General features: G+C 41.2%; 13 protein-coding genes and 1 other RNA gene. 8 read left to right on the top strand and 6 right to left on the bottom strand.

The window, feature by feature from the left end:
• Nucleotides 1-25: 25 nt before the first annotated feature.
• Both VRK28_RS06765 and VRK28_RS06760 read right to left on the bottom strand, forming a co-directional pair.
• Nucleotides 26-397 (bottom strand): YraN family protein, encoded by a 372-nt coding sequence (locus VRK28_RS06765; protein WP_062566524.1) that lies wholly within the window; start codon nt 395-397, stop codon nt 26-28.
• A 37-nt stretch (nt 398-434) separates the two neighbouring features.
• Nucleotides 435-2,312, bottom strand: coding sequence for a penicillin-binding protein activator (locus VRK28_RS06760; RefSeq protein ID WP_062566523.1), 1,878 nt, complete (start codon nt 2,310-2,312; stop codon nt 435-437).
• A 61-nt stretch (nt 2,313-2,373) separates the two neighbouring features.
• On the opposite strand from VRK28_RS06760, the gene rsmI reads away from it, so the two are divergent.
• Nucleotides 2,374-3,231: a 16S rRNA (cytidine(1402)-2'-O)-methyltransferase gene (gene rsmI, locus VRK28_RS06755; RefSeq protein WP_062566522.1), complete on the top strand. Its 858-nt coding sequence runs from the start codon at nt 2,374-2,376 to the stop codon at nt 3,229-3,231.
• 42 nt (nt 3,232-3,273) lie between these two features.
• An RNA gene (gene rnpB, locus VRK28_RS06750) (RNase P RNA component class A) lies at nt 3,274-3,625 on the top strand.
• Nucleotides 3,626-4,106: 481 nt separating this feature from the next.
• On the opposite strand, the gene VRK28_RS06745 is transcribed toward rnpB, so the two are convergent.
• Nucleotides 4,107-5,753: a histidine kinase gene (locus VRK28_RS06745; protein ID WP_062566521.1), complete on the bottom strand. Its 1,647-nt coding sequence runs from the start codon at nt 5,751-5,753 to the stop codon at nt 4,107-4,109.
• Nucleotides 5,754-5,770: 17 nt separating this feature from the next.
• The gene (locus VRK28_RS06740) at nt 5,771-6,316 is read right to left on the bottom strand and encodes a hypothetical protein (RefSeq protein ID WP_062566520.1); all 546 of its coding nucleotides are present in this window, start codon (nt 6,314-6,316) and stop codon (nt 5,771-5,773) included.
• A 144-nt stretch (nt 6,317-6,460) separates the two neighbouring features.
• Here VRK28_RS06740 and VRK28_RS06735 point away from each other — a divergent pair, with 144 nt between their 5' ends.
• The 4 genes from VRK28_RS06735 to VRK28_RS06720 all read left to right on the top strand — a co-directional run bounded on the left by VRK28_RS06735 (nt 6,461) and on the right by VRK28_RS06720 (nt 12,775).
• The gene (locus tag VRK28_RS06735; RefSeq protein WP_062566519.1) at nt 6,461-7,099 is read left to right on the top strand and encodes a response regulator transcription factor; all 639 of its coding nucleotides are present in this window, start codon (nt 6,461-6,463) and stop codon (nt 7,097-7,099) included.
• A gap of 185 nt (nt 7,100-7,284) precedes the next feature.
• On the top strand, nt 7,285-7,527 hold the full coding sequence (locus tag VRK28_RS06730; RefSeq protein WP_054561078.1) for a YdcH family protein: 243 nt from the start codon (nt 7,285-7,287) through the stop codon (nt 7,525-7,527).
• A gap of 183 nt (nt 7,528-7,710) precedes the next feature.
• Complete coding sequence (locus VRK28_RS06725; protein ID WP_062566518.1) at nt 7,711-9,957, top strand: S46 family peptidase; 2,247 nt, start codon at nt 7,711-7,713, stop codon at nt 9,955-9,957.
• A gap of 139 nt (nt 9,958-10,096) precedes the next feature.
• Nucleotides 10,097-12,775, top strand: coding sequence for a M14 family metallopeptidase (locus tag VRK28_RS06720; protein WP_062566517.1), 2,679 nt, complete (start codon nt 10,097-10,099; stop codon nt 12,773-12,775).
• A gap of 45 nt (nt 12,776-12,820) precedes the next feature.
• Here the strand turns inward: VRK28_RS06720 and VRK28_RS06715 are convergent, their stop codons facing one another.
• Together VRK28_RS06715 and VRK28_RS06710 are read right to left on the bottom strand one after the other, a co-directional pair.
• Entirely contained in the window at nt 12,821-14,647 is a 1,827-nt protein-coding gene (locus tag VRK28_RS06715) for a metallophosphoesterase (protein WP_062566516.1), read from the bottom strand.
• Nucleotides 14,648-14,699: 52 nt separating this feature from the next.
• Nucleotides 14,700-17,456 carry a TonB-dependent receptor gene (locus tag VRK28_RS06710; protein WP_062566515.1) on the bottom strand — a complete coding sequence of 919 codons (2,757 nt, stop codon included), beginning with the start codon at nt 17,454-17,456 and terminating at the stop codon, nt 14,700-14,702.
• Between the two features lie 216 nt (nt 17,457-17,672).
• Here VRK28_RS06710 and VRK28_RS06705 point away from each other — a divergent pair, with 216 nt between their 5' ends.
• Both VRK28_RS06705 and VRK28_RS06700 read left to right on the top strand, forming a co-directional pair.
• Nucleotides 17,673-18,236, top strand: a complete 564-nt coding sequence (locus VRK28_RS06705; protein WP_082710973.1) for an RNA polymerase sigma factor — start codon at nt 17,673-17,675, stop codon at nt 18,234-18,236.
• Nucleotides 18,237-18,272: 36 nt separating this feature from the next.
• Nucleotides 18,273-19,154 (top strand): FecR family protein, encoded by an 882-nt coding sequence (locus VRK28_RS06700; protein WP_062566513.1) that lies wholly within the window; start codon nt 18,273-18,275, stop codon nt 19,152-19,154.
• Nucleotides 19,155-19,195: the final 41 nt, after the last annotated feature.

Below are 19,195 nucleotides of genomic sequence, written 5' to 3'. Positions count from 1 at the left end.
CAAATTAAGCCGACGCCAAACGGCGTTAGTAAATATTTTTAAACCAGTTTAGGGTGCTGTTAAGCTCACCTGTTATAGCGACATAATCTATCCGCATTGCCTGGTGTGAGATCTTTTTTTCGGCAAGATAATGGCTAATTGTGCGCCGTAATCGTTGCTGCTTTTGTTTGCTGAGCGCATAGTTTGCACCACCACGCAGGGCATTTTTTCTAAACTTTACCTCTACAAATACCAGTGTTTGCCCGTCACGCATTATTAGATCGAGCTCGCCGTACTTGCATAAGTAATTGCGCTCAATGGCTTTTAAGCCATGTTGTATTAAATACTGTTCTGCCTGATGTTCGTAATACAGGCCTTTCTCGCGGCTATTTTGCCACAATTGATTAAACCACGACATAGCTTCATCCTTGAGCTAATTCTACGTTTAAAAAAGGTTATTCAGCGGCATTGATCCCAATAGCAGATTGCATAAATAGCGGGATTGGTTGCTCAGTCGCTAAATCAACCGCAATGATTTTCTTATTCTTGTACTGTGCCCAATCTAGGGTGCGTGTAACATAGCCATTACTAGCAATGCTTAATTGACCACTGATACCACTAAAGCGTTTGCCTTGTACCATACTCAGTTGTTTTACATCACCGAGCATACTGGCTGCATCGAACGCCATGGCAAATAAGCGCTGGCTTATATCAGCGTTTTCTGGCCATAAGCTTTCGTACTGTTGGCGTAAATTGTGTTGCTGAATTTGACCGTCAAGCATCCAAGGTAGTTCCGTAAAATAAAGGCCATCTAAGTCGCCTTTATCGGTTCTATCAATTTGTTTACTGTGGCTTTTTGAGCTGGCATAAAGCGGGATTCTATCTGCGAAGGTACTCACATTAACGTCTAAATAAGGCTTGATTAAGCGTGTTTCGGTGGCATCACCTAAAATATAAATCACGTCAATGTCGCTGCGTGAGCGGGTTTCACTTTCTACTTCTTGCTTGAATAATGATTTGACGACTTTAATACGCTCTTTACTTTGGTCTACTTCAAGTAAGCCAGTGATCGTTTTCGGCATATCATCTTTACCTGAGTAAAACCCTATTTGTGGTTTAACTTCGCTGTATCGTTGCCACTGCGTATTAAAGTGTTCAACTAAACGCTTACCGTTACTATTATTAGGGGCTAGCAACATCGGCTTTTGATAGCCTGCTGTTAAAAATCGCTCTAATGCTTGCTGAACTTCATGCTCAGGGCTTAGTGCAAAGAAAAAGTGCTGCTGTGAAATGCGCTCACCATCAAAGGTGTTTAAATGCATTACCGGGTAATCAACCAGTGTTTGTGCGCTAGTAAGCTTTTCGATATTGCTTTTTAGTAGTGGGCCAATAATAAAATCAGCATTAAATTCGCTTAGCTTGAGTGAGATCTCTGCAGCTGATAGTGATTCATCAATAAATAGAGTTTGCTCTAATGACTGTCCATCTAAGGCCGCAAGCACACCGGCTTTTAAGGCATCACCTAATCGCTCATTAGCACCTGATTGTGGAATAAGCACAGCTAAACGGTTCACATTTAAAGGCTCAATTTGTACCAGCTCAGTCACTTTTTTTGGCAGCACTTCAGCGGCTGGGTGACCCGGGTAGCGACGCAGCCAGTTATTCATTGCTTGGTGAAGTTCAACAGGCGCACCTAAATATACTTGATGATAAAGCGCTAAATTAACCCAACCTTGTTGCACCACAGAGCCTCGGTTAAAGCGCTCAAGTGCGTACGATGAAAGCTGGGTTAGGCTTTGCCATAAATCTTTGTTTAAATTCGCTACAGTAAAGTTATTTTCGCTGCTAAGTATTGATGCCTTAAAAAAGAAAGGCATTGCTTGTTTTGGCATACCTTGCGACGCGTAAACGCGCGCAGTCAGGTATTGATGCCATGCTTGATGCTCTGGCTGGCTTAACTGAGGCTCAAGTTGTTGTAACTGAGCTAAAGCTAAGTCGCTTTTGCCTTGATGCTCTTGCGCAAGGGCAATGTAAAGTTTGTTTTGAATTTGGTCGACACTTGGGGTTGCTTCTAGTTCGAGGCAGATTTTTTCTAGCAGTGCCCAGCGCTCTTCGCTGATAGCCGCATCACGTGCAGTATATAAAAGCTGGATTTTATCGGCACCTTGACGGTTTAGCGCCGCTTGGTACATAGATTGTGCGTCGGTTAGCTGTGATAGCGCAATACTCGATTGGCTCGATTGATTTTCTGCACTATTTCGAGGTTTTTCGGTTGTGCTACAAGCCGATAACCCTGACAATACAATTAATAGACTAACAAGTTTAAGTCGCACAATGATTTCCCGATACGTTAACGCGATTTGCTTATATTACTGACTGACGCAGGAGACCTCAATGTTAAATGAGGACAATTCAGATAAAATCGGCACTCTTTACATTGTTGCCACGCCTATTGGTAACTTTGATGACATCAGCCAGCGTGCCATCCAAACCCTATCTGAGGTTGACTTAATAGCCGCTGAAGATACTCGTCATACAGGAAAGTTGTTAAGCCACTTTAATATCAAAGCAAAAACCTTTGCTCTGCATGACCATAACGAGAAACAAAAAGCGCAACAAATTGTAGATTGGTTAGAGCAAGGAATGAACATTGCGCTGGTATCTGACGCCGGCACGCCTCTTATTAGCGACCCAGGTTATGCAGTGGTCAATTTATGCCGTGAACAAGGCGCGCACGTCACGCCAGTGCCGGGAGCATGTGCTGCAATTACCGCTGTATGTTGTTCTGGTTTACCAACAGATCGTTTTCAGTTTATTGGTTTTACACCAGCAAAGAGTAAAGCAAGGCAGACCTTTTTTATCGAAGCGGTAAACTCAGGTATTACTAGCATTATGTATGAAAGTACCCACCGTATTATGGCGAGCCTTGATGATTTAGAAGCAGCGCTCGGTAAAGAACAGCCTGTAGTATTTGCCAAAGAGCTTACCAAAACTTTCGAAACCTTTTTCAATGGCACAGTTGCCGAGCTAAAACAGTTCTTAACGGATGATCCCACTAAGCAGCGTGGTGAAATCGTACTGATGCTACCGGGTAAAGCAAAGCAAAGTGACGATATTCCAGAAGATGCGCGCCGCATGCTCGGTTTACTCGAAGCCGAAATGCCACTGAAAAAAGCCTGTGGTGTTGTGGCTGAGTATTTTGGTTTGAAGAAAAACGCACTTTATAAAGCAATTATTGACGAAAAAGGCTAATTCTTTACTGCATAGACGTGCGCGCTCAGGTATACTGCGCGCCGAGTCAGCCGAGATAATCGCTGCCTGCAACGAAAATGCGCAGGGGGAGGAAAGTCCGGGCTCCACAGGGCAGGGTGCCAGCTAACGGCTGGGGGGCGCGAGCCTACGACAAGTGCAGCAGAGAGGAGACCGCCAACTTCGGTTGGTAAGGGTGAAAGGGTGCGGTAAGAGCGCACCGGGCCACTGGTAACAGTTGGTTGCAAGGTAAACTCCACCCGGAGCAAGACCAAATAGGGTTCCTTATGGCGTGGCCCACGTTGGAACCGGGTAGGTTGCTTGAGCCATAGAGCAATTTATGGCCTAGACGAATGATTATCCACGACAGAACCCGGCTTATTGGCTGACTCACCAAATTAAATAAAGCCCACAGTGAAAACTGTGGGCTTTTTGTTTTTTGGGCGGAGAAAATCCACTCCGCGCATACAAAACAGCGGCTTATTGGCTGACTCACCAAATTATATAAAAAGCCTCGCAGCAATGCGGGGCTTTTTGCTATCTTCATGGACACAAAATTAAGAAAATCCACTCCGCGCATACAAAACAGCGGCTTATTGGTTGACTCACCAAATTAAAGAAAGCCCACAGTGAAAACTGTGGGCTTTTTGTTTTTTGGCGGAGAAAAATCACTCCGCGCATATAAAACAGCGGCTTACTGGCTGACTCACCAAATCATATTAAAGCCCGTAGTGAATGCTACGGGCTTTTTGCTTTTTAGGCGGAGAAAATCCACTCCGCTCATACAAAACAGCGGATTATTTTTTTGCATAAAAGTATACAAGGAGAGGGTAATAGCAGAGTTTTTAGCTGATTGCTATTTTGGCCTAACCATTATGCTAAATAGTGAAATTTATCATTATTGTTAAACCACCACATTCACCATTTTTAAACTGAGTTTTACCTTTGAGCACTGAGACACGTTCGACGATCCCTAATACACCAAACCCGCCCTTAGCATTTGAGTTTTTATGTTCAGGTAACCCTATGCCGTTGTCAAAAATAATTATCTCAAGCTCACTTTCTTGGTAAGTAATATCTATTGAAAACTCAGTGGCTAGAGAGTGCTTAACTGCATTGGTTGATGCTTCTTGGCAAATGCGGAAAATAGCGATTTTAAAATCATCATTTAAGCTATCTATCGGTCCACTTATTTTGCATTGATAAGCGATTCCAGCTTCATTTAGGTGCTCAGAGAATAACTCGCTTTTTAATGCTGCTTCTAAACCTAATTCGTCTAATAGACGAGGTCTCAGCCAGTGCATTAACCTGTATACCGAGTCATACATATGGCTTGAAACGTTTTGAAGTCTTGTAATTGTCGATGCTAACTCGTTATGGTTAGCTGTTTTCTTTTCTAATATTGCAATATTTGTTTTTAAAGCTGTCAGGTTTTGACCTATATCATCATGTAATTCTTGTGAAAGCTGGCTTCGCTCAGATTCTTGAACATTAACAACTTTAGTAGCTAAGTTTTGAGTTAACGTACTAAGTTCAATTAACTCTTTATTTTGCTCTAATAATGCGGATTTAGACTCATTTAATTCAGTAACAAATGCACTGAGCAAAAGAGCCAGAACGCTGTAACTTATTATGTAAAGTTGCGTAGTCAGGAGTAATTCGGTTTCATTCACACCATAGACGTTAATGAGCAAAGATATAACAGTTACACTTGCATAGCTCAGAGCACCTAAGGCCCCGTATCGATAGCTAAACCATATCAAAGGAAATATAGCGAGCATTCGCAAGAGGTAGAGTGATTTAGGTTCAAACAGGTAAACCCCAATAAAAACAGTGAGGCAAAAACACAGCTGCACTAAAAGCGTGCCAACTTCTTTAGTTATAAGTTTATTTAATTGCTGGTAAATTGTTTTAGCATGAAACGCGAAAAGCAACATGATAAGTGTCGTTATGATACCGCCAAGCTGATGAGCTAACATCATTTCAAAGCGATCTTCATCAGCAATAAGTCGGTATTTATTTTGGCTATCACTCGGTAAGATAATGAGCATTGATCGTATAAAGCGATATGAAATTGCAATAAATAATACTGTAACAGCACTTTTAACAGTTTGAATATCTAATCGAACTTTGAAAAGCTTTGCCAGCACAAGAGGAGTAAGAATCAAAAACTCTCGGCATGCAGAGCTAACCAGTCTATAGAGGACATCATCAAGAGGAACATCATAAAAATACCAAACATAACTGATTTGTCCTAATGTAAAACCTACTGCTAATGCTGGCCAATAACGTAAAGGAAAAAACAGATAACAAACTACTCTGAAGCCAACCGGAAAGTACCAACTAACAAAGTCCTCGTACACAACATAGTTAAAGGAAAATAAATAAAGACTATTTTCGATAACTGGCGCAATTAAAACTATTAAGCACGAAAACAATGCAAACTTTACTATGTCACTGCGCTGGGTGCTCTTCAACTTGAAAGCTAGCGGAACAAAGTAATTTTTGTTGAAGACTCTATCCATGAGTAAGCATAACCTTTTTATAATATATAAACTTGCGTCGTATCAAACTGTTGTTTGGCGCTAGGGTTACACAAAGTATAACGTTGTGTAACTTGAATTTCAGCTTTATTTCCAATGAGTTGTAATAAATGCCCTTTAGCAATATCTGACATATTACGCTTATGTTTTACAATCACTTCACGACCTAAAGCTCCTTGCAAGCGTGGTTTAGGGAAAGCTGTTTTGGTTACCGGCTTGATATGCTCGCACTGAGTAAAATAATCTAAACATTGCTGTTTTGCTTTATTGATGGTCTCGTCATTACTTTTAATTATGTCTACATTTTTAATGAAATGAACAAACGCGGCATTTCGTGAAGTGAAGTTAGCCGTAACATTAGCTAAGGCTTTTGATTCTGGCCATTTACGCATGACTACATATTTATTTTTACCTGTTTTGACTAGGTTAGTAGAGCCTTTTGTCATTTTACTTGTCCACTCAATACGATAATTTGACTCGCCAATGTAATGTAGTAATACGGTGATGTTTTGAAAGTGGCTTGTTTCCCCTGCGATCTTTTTCATGGCTATTTCCTTGTCATTTTGGGTAAGCTTACAAGGAGATAAACAATAAAATTACTTCCACTTTTCTTAGGCTTATAAGAATTTTTCTTACCTTAGTAATCCACTCCCGCGTTATAATGGGATTAATCAATACATGGAGTTGTTATGAAATTTGCGCTTATTGACGATCATCAAATGGTAAGGGAAGGTTTTAAGGCTCTCATCGAAGAAGAAGATCCTGATTGGCAAGTTAGCTTTGAAGCAAGTAGTTACAGTGAGTGTCTACAAAACTTAGGTGATATTGATATAGATTGCTTCGTCATCGATATTTCGCTGCCAGATAGAAATGGGTTAGAAGTTTCTCAACTAATTGGCAATAAGCTACCAAGTGCTAAGCGTATAATTTTGAGTATGTATGAGGAAAAGTCTTATATTCAAAGAGCGCTAGATTTAGGTGTTGATGCTTATCTATCTAAGCGAGATGCAGCTGAAGAGTTAATAACAGCAATACATTCTATCTTTAAAAACCAATTATTTTTAAGCCCTTCAATTAACACGCATTTCTTAAAACCTCAAAAAACTGACAGTGTATTAAACAAACTGACGCCAAGAGAATTAGAGGTTTTTAAGTTACTTGCACAGGGCTTTAATGCGAAACAAGTTTCACAGGTAATTGATATAATGCCTAAAACGGCTCATGTTCATCGTGCCAGCATTATGAGCAAACTGAATTTAACTTCGCAAATTCAAATTACTAAACTGGCTCTTGAAAAAGGGGTGATTCTTATTGATGACATAGGGTAAATCCATTCCCGTTTTGTATGCTGTTTATCAATTGCTTAAGTTATCAAAAACGGAAATTTCTAGTTTAAACGCTATATTTTCTGAATCGTTGTGATTATTGATCTCGGACAAGGTTACTGCGTTGACTCTGTATGTTGCAGTGGTACAGTGAAATTGAACTTAAATTCTAGCTAAAGGAGTTGCCCATGTTAGGCGAAAAACACTCGTTATTGAATGAATTCCCAGAGTTTAATGAATTAATCCATAGCCTCGCGAAACACGATGCTCACTTCAAGAAAACCATGCAACGTTACGATGATATGGATAAAGAAATTCGCTCTCTTGAGTTGCAAGACTCTCCAATCGAAGATGCGGACATGCATGAAAAGAAGCATCAACGCGCCGTGCTAAAAGATGAACTTTATGACTTTTTAAAAGCCAATGCTTAATAAATGAATCGAATAATGCTCCTGCTAACTGCATTCTTACGGTAGGAGCTTTTTCTCTCCTCTATTTTTACTCTCCAATCGTATTTAATCGCAATATCCCTTTACTCAATCAAGGTTATGGTAGTCTTAGCGCGATTTTTTAAGGCAACAATGGAATAGTGCTTTGCACTGACTGGGATTAACATGATTAAAAAAAATATTATTACTACTTCATTAGCACTTATGGGTGTTGTCGCTGTAGGTAGCGCACACGCTGATGAAGGGCAGTGGCAACCGCATCAATTAAAACAATTACAAAGCGAGTTTGACCGCGTTGGTATTGAGTTACCGGCTTCACAAGTGGCAGATCTTAACCAATATCCACTCAATGCAGTGGTTGGTTTAGGCTATTGCTCTGCGTCATTTGTGTCACCAAAAGGCTTAGCGGTAACTAATCATCACTGTGCTTATGGTGCGATTCAAAATAACAGCACACCAGAAAATAACTTAATTGAAAAAGGCTTTTTAGCAGCTGACTTGTCAAAAGAATTACCAGCAGGCCCGCAAGAGCGTTTGTATGTAACTGAACAAGTGGATGATGTAACAGATCGCGTATTGGGTAACTTACCTGCAGATCTACACGGCAAAGACCGTTATGAAGCGATTCAAGCAAACCGCAAAGCCTTGATCAGTGAGTGTGAGTCAGATCCTAACTACCGTTGTACGGTACGTGATTTCCACCATGGCTTAGAGTACTTTATGATCAAGCAACTGATGATCAAAGATGTGCGCTTAGTGTATGCTCCGGCAGAAGCGCTGGGTAACTTTGGTGGTGACATCGATAACTTTGAATACCCACGTCATACGGCCGATTTTACCTTTGTACGTGGTTATGTTGGTAAAGATGGAAAACCTGCTGATTACAGCGAAGATAACGTACCTTATGAGCCAAAGTCGTTCTTAAAAGTGAATGCGAGCGGCGTAAGCTTAGGCGATGGTGTGCTGGTGGCAGGTTACCCTGGTCGCACTAGCCGCTATAAACTAGCAGATGAAGTAAATTATTCAGCGAGTTGGTATTACCCGACATTGCTAAATACTTACAACATGACTCTTGATGTGATTGCCAAGCAGAGCAAAGGCGATGAGCAAGCACAAGTTAAATATGCCTCTCGTGTAAAAAGCACTAACAATCGTTTAAAGAAACTGGAAGGCTTACAAGATGGTTTTAAAGTAACGGATATTCCGGTTATTAAAGCTGCGCAAGAACAAGAATACTTAGCTTGGTTTGCACAAAGTGCTGAGCGTAAAGCTTACGCAGATTCATATCACGCATTAAAGTCATTATTAGTAGAAGCGCACGCACAGCAACAAAGCCATTTTTACTTTGATTACGCAAAACGCGCAGACTTATTAAGTACGGCAATTCGTTTATACCGCTTAGCTAAAGAAAGTGAAAAGCCTAATGCAGAGCGCGAAATGGGTTATCAAGAGCGCGATCTTCCTATGCTTAAAGCGCGTTTAGAGCGTTTACAAAAACAGTTTACGCCTGAAGTCGATAAAGCCTTATGGTTAAGCTACTTAGGTAACTATTTAGCGCAAGATAAAGCAGCGCAAGTTGCGGCATTAAACGACGGCTTAGGTATTACAGATACCACAACACAAGCTGAGCTTGATGCGATTATTGCTTCTTTTTATGCTAATACAGAGCTTACAGATGTAGAAGCACGTGTTAACTGGATTGGTAAATCTGTAGCAGAGTTTGAAGCATCAAACGATCCATTCATAAAGTTAGCTGTTGCTCTATACGATACCAACATGGCACAAGAAGCTGATAAAAAAGAAATGGCGGGTCGCTTAGCAGAAATTCGCCCGCAGTATATGCAAGCCGTGATCGCTTTCAATAACGCTAAAGGTAAGCCAGTTTACCCAGATGCAAATGGCACATTACGCGTAAGCTATGCACAAGTTGATGGTTACCCAGCGGCAGATGCTGTTTATAAAACACCTTTTACATCACTACGTGGTTTAGTGGCTAAACACACTGGCGAAAAGCCATTTGTTGTTACCGATAAAGTACTTGAAGCTTACAAAAAGCAAGCGTTTGGCGCGTACTATCGCGGTGACTTAGGTTTGCCTGGTGTCAGCTGTAGTTTATTCAGCTTTGGTTGTGAGTCACAGGCAGCTAAACCTCTAGAAGTTAACTCAGTACCAGTCAACTTTTTAAGTAGCGCTGATACCACAGGTGGTAACTCAGGTTCGCCAGTCATGAATGGTAAAGGTGAATTAGTGGGCCTTAATTTTGACTCGACTTATGAATCAATCACCAAAGATTGGTACTTTAACGCCAAAATTACCCGTGCTATTCACGTTGATATTCGATACATGCTTTGGTTAATGGAAGAAGTTGATAACGCAGGTTACCTACTTGATGAAATGACCCTAGTTAAATAGCTCCGCTATGTTAATAATAACCGCAGCAATCGCTGCGGTTTTTTTATGTCTTTAATTTTTGCCAATCTAACGTTTTTAATTTGTTTATTTTCAATACTTTTGTAATGTACAAAACAGATACTTTTACTTGGGAAAAATAATGAGCGCCAAACAAATAATAAAAGCCATTTCAGTGAGTGTTGTGGCAATAACGGCAAGCTTTAATGCCAGTGCAGCGAATACCGAAGCAATGTGGCCGGGTACGGCTTATAATCAGCAAATACCAACATTTAAACAAGTACTCGGATACGATGTAGGTGAGCGCATCACCAATTACAACGATATGCGTCGTTATCTTAGCGCTTTAGAGCAAGCTGCACCTGATCGTATTAAAGTGTTTAAGTACGCAAACAGCTGGGAAGGTCGTGAACTGGTTTATGCGGCGGTTGGCACTGCGGAGCATATTCGCTCATTAGAAACTCTCGCCAATAACACCCAAGCTTTGGCTGATCCGCGTATCACCTCTGAAAAAGAAGCTAAGTCGCTAATTAAAAATTTACCGACGTCTGTGTGGCTTCAGTATGCAGTGCACGGTAATGAAATTAGCTCAACCGATGCTGCATTATTTACTGCATATCACTTACTCGCAGCCCCGAATGATGCCATTAACAGCAAAATTTTAGATAACACAGTGGTGTTTATCGACCCACTACAAAATCCTGATGGTCGTGAGCGCTTTGTTACTCGTTATTATGCGACCGTAGGTCTTGAGCACAGTGCAGATAGGTTAAGTGCAGAGCATAATGAGCCATGGCCAAGAGGCCGAACAAATCATTATTTGTTTGATATGAACCGTGATTGGTTAGCGCTTACTCAGCCTGAAAGTAAGGGCAGAGTGGCTGCAATCAATAAATATAAACCACAAGTGGTGGTTGATATTCATGAAATGGGCGGCGACCAATCTTACTACTTTGCACCGGCTGCTCAGCCATTTAACCCGCATATGACGAAAACTCAAATCGCTAACATGGATGCGATTGGGCAAAATCATGCGAAGTATTTTGATGAATTTGGCTTTGATTATTTTACCCGTGAAATTTTTGATGCCTTTTACCCAGGCTACGGTGATAGCTGGCCTGTTTTTTATGGTGCATCAGCATCAACTTACGAAGTAGGCTCTGCGCGTGGTCATGTATTTGAGAAAAATACCGGTGAACTACTCACCTATTTTAATACTGTAAAGCGTCAGTTTGTGGCCTCAATTTCGACCGCCGAAGGGGCTGCCAACCAACGTGAAAAACTACTAGGTGACTTTTATCAATATCAAGTTGATGCAATTGATTCGGGTAAAGATAGCAAAGAGCGAGTTTATATTTTACCTAAGCAAAGTAACCGTGAAGGCGCTCATAGACTCGCCACCTTAATGGCTGAGCATGGTGTTGAAGTTAAACAAGCAACTGAAGACTTCAAAGCCTGTGGCGTTAAGTATAAAGCGGGTAGCTATTTTATTGATACCGCACAGCCACGCGGGGTATTTGTACGTACCACATTTACAGACCAAGTAGATATGGCTGAAGCATTTGTAAAAGAGCAAGAAAGACGTCGTGCTCGTAACCTAGGTGATGAAATTTACGATGTCACAGGTTGGTCACTGCCGATGATGTTTAATGTTGATAGCGATAGTTGTGGTCGCGCAGTTAGCGCAGATAGCAAAGCTGTTCAGGCCGACGACACATTGCTTGGTAAAGTGAATAATCCAGAAGCCTCAGTGGCTTATATTGTTGCTTGGGGTGATACGGCCGCAGCACGCTTTTTAACAGCAGCACTGCAAGCTGGCATTAAACTGAAAAGTGCTGATCAAGCATTTGTATTAGGTGATAAAACTAACTACCCAGCGGGTAGCTTAGTAATCGAAAAACGTCTAAACGATAAAGACTTACTGACTAAAATTAGCCAAATTGCCGAGCAAACTGGTGCAATTGTTGATGGTGTTGATTCAAGTTGGGTGATTGAAGGCCCAAGCTTTGGTAGTAACAAAACAGTGCCTATGGTTGCACCTAAAGTGGCGATTGCATGGGATGCAGCCACTCGTGAGCTAAGCGCCGGTAACACTCGTTTTGTTATCGAAAGACAGCTTGGCTACCCGGTAACCGCTATTCGCACAGCCATGCTTGCTTGGGCTGATTTAAGTGATTACCAAGTGCTTATTTTACCAGAAGGTAATTACGAGCAAGCACTCGGTAAATCGGGGGCGGCTAATTTAAAAAGCTGGGTTGAAGCGGGTGGCGTGTTAATTGCCCTCGGTAATGCTAACCGCTTTACCACTAATGCTGATTACGGTTTGTTAGATGTTAAACGCGAGCAAGCTTACCGAGAAGATAAAGCAAGTAGCAATGATGATAAAAGCAGTAAAGTGGCAGGGCAGTTATTCAATTCTCGCGATGATTTAAAAGCAGCGAGCATTGAGCCACACACATCGCCAGACTATGTAGCTGGTGTACTTGCAAATGTTGAAGTAGACCAAGAGCATTGGTTAACCGCAGGGGTTGATAAAGACCTTGTTGCGGTAGCTTACGGTAATGATATTTACACGCCAATAAAACTGAACTCAGGTAAAAACTTAGCCTGGTTTACAGGTAAAGATGATGTGCTAGCAAGTGGTTATCTATGGCAGCAAAATAAAGCACAGCTTGCGTATAAGCCATTGCTTGTTCATCAACCGCAAGGCAAAGGCATGGTGATAGGCTTTACACAGTCACCAACCTACCGTGCTTACCTTGAGGGCATGAATGTTCTGTTAACTAACACGATTTTCCGCGCTGCAGCACATGCTCAGTAATGACTAAGCACAATAAAAATGGCACCTATTAAGGTGCCTTTTTTATTAAGGGCGACATGCTTTTGCTGGTTTGTTTGCATTTAAGTTTAGATCAATCATCAAGCAGCGATCGTTTTCACCATCTGCTAGCTTTTCAAAAATCATAAGCGCTTTGCTAAGACCTATCTGTAGCGTACAAACATCAACGATTTGTGCTATTTTCCCCACATCTTTGGGTATACATTGCCCCATTGTATTTAGTTGCTGGGCCATGACTTTGTATGCTTTTAGGTGTGTTGTAGGAATGTCTTCAAATGCCAAAGTCCCTGCATTTCTGAGTAAATAAAAATCGCGTATAAACTCAAATAGAGTGACTCCTTTCAGCGCGCGCTCAGAGTGTTGTGTTAAAGGCTTATTTATTGGACTGTCGTATAATCCTAATAGCTCGTGGAAACTGAATGAGAGTAACACGCTTCTAAAACTTTCCGGCCATTCCCTTGGTATAAAACGCCAACGCGTAAGGCCAGCGAGATGCCGCAAAGTAAACTGGTGATAGTCTTCACTATCTAGGATATCCGCAAGCCATTTCTCATCTGGATTATGCTCTGCTAAGTAGCTGTATTCTTTTTCATAGGCAGGAAATAGCGTGTCAAAGCCAGCAATAGAATCAAGAAGTACGGTATCAACTTTGGCTTCATTGCCTATGATGCTGACCAATTTGTATGCCGGACGGTATGCACTTATTGAAGGAGCTTGAATGTTATAAAGGGTATTTTTTGCAGTTTTAATCAAGCTGGTGTCATTCATATGCATATGGCCGCCTATATGCAAACGTAGTCCAGTTTCCGCTAAGGTCGCTTGTGTATTGCTGGTTGGCTCTCTAGTGAGCTGAAAAGCATCGCTGCCATACAGCTCTTTAATCGATGCACTTTGTTGATCGTAAAACTCACCCATCGGAAAATGGCTAAATGCAATAAGCGTTTTATTTTGCTTTTTTGCTGCACTCACAATTTGCTTTATCCAAGTTATTAAATATGGTTTTTCAGTAAGTACTTTATTGTATCCAGCATTTCCAGAGCCTTTGAATGTTAGTTGGTTGTTTTTAAACTCAGGTAAATACACATTGGCATCTATGGCTAAAAGCCACAATCCAGCAACGGGTTCCACTAGATAACTGGTGTCGGGGAGCATTGCACAGTGTTGTTTATCCTCGCTACACTGTTTATATTGGCGTTCTGACAAGGCTGCATGATCACTGGTAAAAGGTGTTTGCCAAAGCAAATCTTGGCTACTAGGCATTAAACCAAAATCAGCCATAGCAGAGACAATCTCTTGATAGCCACCATGAGCAATGCCATCATCGCAAAACAAAGTGTCGGTCTGTGACGCTTTACAGTTTCTATGATCTGGGCTAAAGATAGCAACTTCGCGTCCTTCATCGTTCAAAAAGTCAGACTTACCTGCCGCGGTTTTTATAGGTTTAACAGGATCATGGTTTCCTGGAATAACAAAAAAACGCATGTCGTAGCGTTTTGTGTAATCATTTAATAATGCTTTTAGCCCCTTTAGGTGAGCGGGCTGTCCATCGTCAGTAAAGTCTCCGGGTAAAGCGACTAATTTCACACCGCGTTCGGCAATATCATCTAAAGCCGCTATCAGAGCAAAGTAGTTTTCATTAAAAAGTCGCGTTGAGTGAAGCTGTGCTTTCATACTGCGAATTGCAACGGGTTTGGTTTGGCTATCTAGTTTTACCCCTTTAAAGCCGCTTTGGCTAAAGTCAGCATAGATATCGTGAAAATGAACATCGGGAATAAATGCAATTTGTGTGTTTAGCTCTTTGCCATAGGTTTGAAGCGCCACAAAAAGCAGTGAAAATAGCGTTAATAATCGCATTTAAGTTGCCTTGCTGAAAAAAAATTGGGGCGCAAAGGCCCCAATAATGTATTTAGAAATTGCCGCGTAAGCCTAATGAGAAGCGACGACCTGAGAACTCATACATAGTTGGGAAAGCCGGAGCAATAGTGTAGCCCGTTGTTTCTTCATCTGTGATATTGATCCCCTCAAGAGTGACTTTAAACATGTCGTTTATTTGATAGCCTAACGAGATATCTGTTTGACCGTAGGCATCGCGGTAAACAGGGTACATATCGCGTTCAATATACTCTACATACTTGTCTTTATAGTTGTATGAGATACGCGCATCAAAGCTGTCATTTTCGTAGTAGAAAGTAATATTGTAGGTTTCGTCAGCTAAGCCTTCTGGTGGTGTTGGAATCGCTAAATCAGAGGCACCTGTAAGTGAGTTATCAAGCGTCGTATAGTTAGCGTTAATACCGAACCCCTGTAACATTGGGTGAAAACGTGCAAATGGAATTTGTGCAATGAACTCGATACCACTTACATCGTACGAACCATCTGCATTTACTTTTTGATAAACATCAAAGTCGTAAACGCCATCCACAGTACCATTGTCATTATATTTAGTTACATCAGTAACAACACCTGTTAGAGATTCACGCACTACGCCTTCAATTTCTTTTTCGAAGTATGAAACAGCAAGTAAACCACCTTCTTCTAAATACCACTCTAGGCCTGTTTCCCATTGATCTGCATAAGTTGGTTTTAAATCAGGGTTACCATCGCGGTATTTAAATTCACTTAAACTCACAGTACGTTTATAAGCAATATCCGTTAATGCAGGGCGGATAAAGGTTTCTGATGCTGCCGCGCGGAATAGTAAGTTGTCAGTAAGCTCTAAGCTAAAGTTAATGCTAGGTAGAGTTTCTTTATAGTTACCTTCTTTTGAGATAGGTGCTGGCGTATAATTTGTGCTGCCATCATTAGCTTGCACTTGGTGATATCCTGAAGAATCTACATTGGTATCAATGTAACGAACACCGGTATTTAAAGTGGCAGGTAAGGTGCCAATTTCAAATGCAAAATCAGCCATCGCATAAATGGCGGTGGTTTTTTCTGACACTTCGTAGAATTGATCCGGTGCGTAGTCAACGCCGAAACCATCGTAACGTAATTCATTACGCGCATAGCTATTTGAAATTTGACTCCAGTCTTGTTTAGACGATACGTCAGATAAATACTCACCACCTGACACTAAATCTGAAATAGTATGTATTTCGCTATCAGCTAAGGTACGTGTGCCTACCCACGATGAATCACCTGCGCTAGGGCCTGTGATTCGGTTGCTACCATAATTACGTTGTTTTGATTTATCAGTATAACGCGCACCAAACTGAACTTTTGATAATGCAGGGAAGAAATCTAGTTGAAAATGGCGGCTAAAATCGAGTTGAGCTGCATATTTGTCATCAGAGATATCTTCAAGATTTACTTCATAGTAATCAAATGTATAAGCTTCAGGAGAATTATACATATCGAATGTGTCGGGGTTATCGCTGGCAATGGTTTCACCGCCTGTTGATGTGTAACGAGTGCGAGTTGGGCCATAAGCAGTGTGCTTTAAATTAGTTGTCTCAGCTAATTTATCTGCACCACTGTAGCCAACGACACCGTAAACTTCCCAGTCACCTATCATCCAATCAAGGGTTAAGCTAAATTGCTGGTAGTCTGTATCGCTACTATTTTCTTTGCTTAAAAACTCATGCTGCGTTGCGGCATAGTTAACATCAGTTAAAACGGTAATACCATAATCTGCAAGGGTGGTGTTATCGTAACTGTTTATTTTTTCTAATGCACTGATACTTGAAGCTGAATAGGCTGCGGCATCATACTGGTCTTCATGATTATCAAAGTTACCCAGTAGCGCATCAAAAGTGAGGCTAAATTCACTGCTCGGTTTGTATTGTAGTGATAAAGTTGCGCCCCATTTTTCTTGTTCAGTTAAGTAAGCTCTGTCGCCGACTTTATTTATAAATACAACGCGGCTGGTTTCATCTTTGTCGAAGCGATCATTGATAGTGATCCCCGTATCGCGCTCTAAAACGTCAACAGTTTGGTCTGATTGCCATTGTGATGAACCTGATTTTTCTGTCCAACGTGACAGAGGACGAAAATCAATACCAGAGTTACTATCTGTTCTATTTGTACGCTCTGAATAAGCGAATGAAGCAAGCGCGCCCCAATCACCAAAGGTATTACTCGCTAAAAACGCAAACTTAGGATCGCTTTGCTCAGAGATATCGTTATATGCGCCTTCAACCGATGCCACTATTTGACGACCATCATAGTCAAATGGGCGAGCAGTCGTAATTGCAACAGAGCCTGCAATGCCGCCTTCTTCATCTGCGGCTGTTGGCGATTTTTTAACGGTGACACTTTGAATAATTTCTGACGCAAACATATCAAATTCAACATCACGGCCACCACTGCCTGAGGCTGTCGCAAGGTTGTTAATAGAAACAAAGGTAAATTCAGACGGTAAGCTACGTACATTTACTTTTTGACCTAGGCCTTTATTACGCTCAATCGTAACACCCGGCATACGCTGTAAAGCTTCTGCTAAGTTTTGTTCTGGGAAATCTGCGATATCAGACGCGACAATTGAATCTGAGAAGCCAATATTAGTGCGTTTTAAATCAATCGCTTTTTCTAAGCTTTTTATGTAGCTGCCAGTGACAACAATTTCTTCCATTGGCTCTGGGTTTTCTTCTGCGTAGGTGGGAGCAATTAATAATGAGCCAACAGCAAGCGCTAAAGGTGATAATGAAAATGCACGGTAAGTCATGAGGGTTAATTCCTGTTAAATGCAATATTTGGTTTAAATTCGCCTCTAAAGACGCTGCATTAACAAAGAAGGGGACCTATTTTTTAATGAAGCTTTCATGACACTTTTAAGTCGATAGTTACTTAAAACTGTAACGAAATGATCATCAAACAGCTGTCCCCTTTAGGCTAGCATTTACGTCATACTCAGATAAATAAGCTAGCCTTTAACTTAAATATGTCTTTACCTTCAATGACTAACGGCTTTGATAATAAGATCACAGAGCAAAGCAGAACACTTTTACAATGCTTCATAGCAAATCAAGACGCTTTAAAAGGCTTTTTTTGCAAAGCAGTGGCAGAGCGTGCTGATGCGGATGATTTATTTCAGAAGCTACTTCTCAAGGCACTTAGATCAGAACACCTAGACGCGATAGATAATCCGCTCGCATATGGTTATCGGATGGCTCAGCACTTGATAATAGATCACCACCGTGAGCAGAAAAAAACACCAGAAAGTTTAGAGCATGAGCCTCATTGTGAGGCGTTATCGCTTGAGTCCGCACTTGAATATGAGCAACGTATTGAACTTTATCAGCGCGTTTTGTCGCAAATGCCGGCATTGCGCAGAGATGTGTTTATTCGCCGCCGTATTAAAGGCCAAACACGAGCTGAGATTGCAAGTAGTTTGGGGATCTCAGAAGAAGCAGTTAAAAAACATATTTCACGGGCAATGGATATGCTGAAAAATGCCATGACTGAGTATTTTTTAGTACATGAATGTCCCCGTCATGACAGTTAATCCGTCATATTAGTATTACCAGCAATTGAGACAACGATGAATTTTTCACACCAACATGATTATGAATCTGATAATGCGCTAGAAAAGGCTATTTGGGACGACCCTGCATTATTAGCCGCGCTTGAGCTGGTGGATGCACAACAGAATGAACAACTTGAACAAGCTAAAAAACGCCGTCGTTTAGCGCAGTATTCTTGGGGGGGCGGTGCTGTAGCAGCATGCTTTGCTATTTTCATGTGGACTTTAATGCCAGTGAATGAACAGCCGCCCATATCGTCCTCTGATCTTGTAGCTGTTCAACAATTTACTAGTGGTAAAGCACAACAAGTGAATTTGTCTGATGGTACACAGGTCGCAATGAACGTGAATACGCAACTTGAGTTCAGTGAGAATAGTCATGCTCGAAAAGCAACCTTAGCAAATGGCGAAGCATATTTTTCTGTACATCGTGATGAATCGCGCCCTTTCACAATTGATACGGGCAATGCCACGATCGAAGTTCTTGGTACGGCTTTTAATGTGGACAAAACATTGCGAGAAACATTAGTTGATGTTTTTCATGGTAAAGTTTCAGTAACCAGTTTAGATGGAACGCAGCACGTTGAATTAGTGAAAGGGCAGCGTGCCCGAGTAAGTGATTCTACAATACAGGTCTTGCAATTTAATGCCTCACAACCTGATTGGCAGCAAGGATGGTTGGACTTAGATAACGTGTCTATCAATGATGCATTATTTCAGTTAAATCGTTATAGCGAAAAACCTGTGGTATTAAGTAATGTACCAAGTGATATACATGTAAGTGGTCGCTTTGCTGTTGACGACATTCTTGGTGCTGCAAAGCTCATCGCTCAGCTAAATGAACTTGATGTAAACCAATACCCCGATAGCATTGAGCTAAGTAAAAAGGATGAAAACTGATATGATGTTGTCATAAACCTTTCATTGAAAATAGGCACAAT

It is taken from the genome of Pseudoalteromonas sp. P80D2 (genome assembly GCF_036680945.1).
In the GTDB taxonomy this organism is placed as follows: domain Bacteria; phylum Pseudomonadota; class Gammaproteobacteria; order Enterobacterales; family Alteromonadaceae; genus Pseudoalteromonas; species Pseudoalteromonas shioyasakiensis.
This window is presented reverse-complemented; position numbering and strand designations above follow the sequence as displayed.

Coding starts and splice junctions, on each gene's coding strand:
- VRK28_RS06720 (WP_062566517.1), top strand. CDS start 10,097: ATGAGCGCCAAACAAATAATAAAAGCCATTTCAGTGAGTGTTGTGGCA.
- VRK28_RS06725 (WP_062566518.1), top strand. CDS start 7,711: ATGATTAAAAAAAATATTATTACTACTTCATTAGCACTTATGGGTGTT.
- VRK28_RS06705 (WP_082710973.1), top strand. CDS start 17,673: ATGTCTTTACCTTCAATGACTAACGGCTTTGATAATAAGATCACAGAG.
- VRK28_RS06715 (WP_062566516.1), bottom strand. CDS start 14,647: ATGCGATTATTAACGCTATTTTCACTGCTTTTTGTGGCGCTTCAAACC.
- rsmI (WP_062566522.1), top strand. CDS start 2,374: ATGTTAAATGAGGACAATTCAGATAAAATCGGCACTCTTTACATTGTT.
- VRK28_RS06710 (WP_062566515.1), bottom strand. CDS start 17,456: ATGACTTACCGTGCATTTTCATTATCACCTTTAGCGCTTGCTGTTGGC.
- VRK28_RS06745 (WP_062566521.1), bottom strand. CDS start 5,753: ATGGATAGAGTCTTCAACAAAAATTACTTTGTTCCGCTAGCTTTCAAG.
- VRK28_RS06735 (WP_062566519.1), top strand. CDS start 6,461: ATGAAATTTGCGCTTATTGACGATCATCAAATGGTAAGGGAAGGTTTT.
- VRK28_RS06730 (WP_054561078.1), top strand. CDS start 7,285: ATGTTAGGCGAAAAACACTCGTTATTGAATGAATTCCCAGAGTTTAAT.
- VRK28_RS06740 (WP_062566520.1), bottom strand. CDS start 6,316: ATGAAAAAGATCGCAGGGGAAACAAGCCACTTTCAAAACATCACCGTA.
- VRK28_RS06700 (WP_062566513.1), top strand. CDS start 18,273: ATGAATTTTTCACACCAACATGATTATGAATCTGATAATGCGCTAGAA.
- VRK28_RS06765 (WP_062566524.1), bottom strand. CDS start 397: ATGTCGTGGTTTAATCAATTGTGGCAAAATAGCCGCGAGAAAGGCCTG.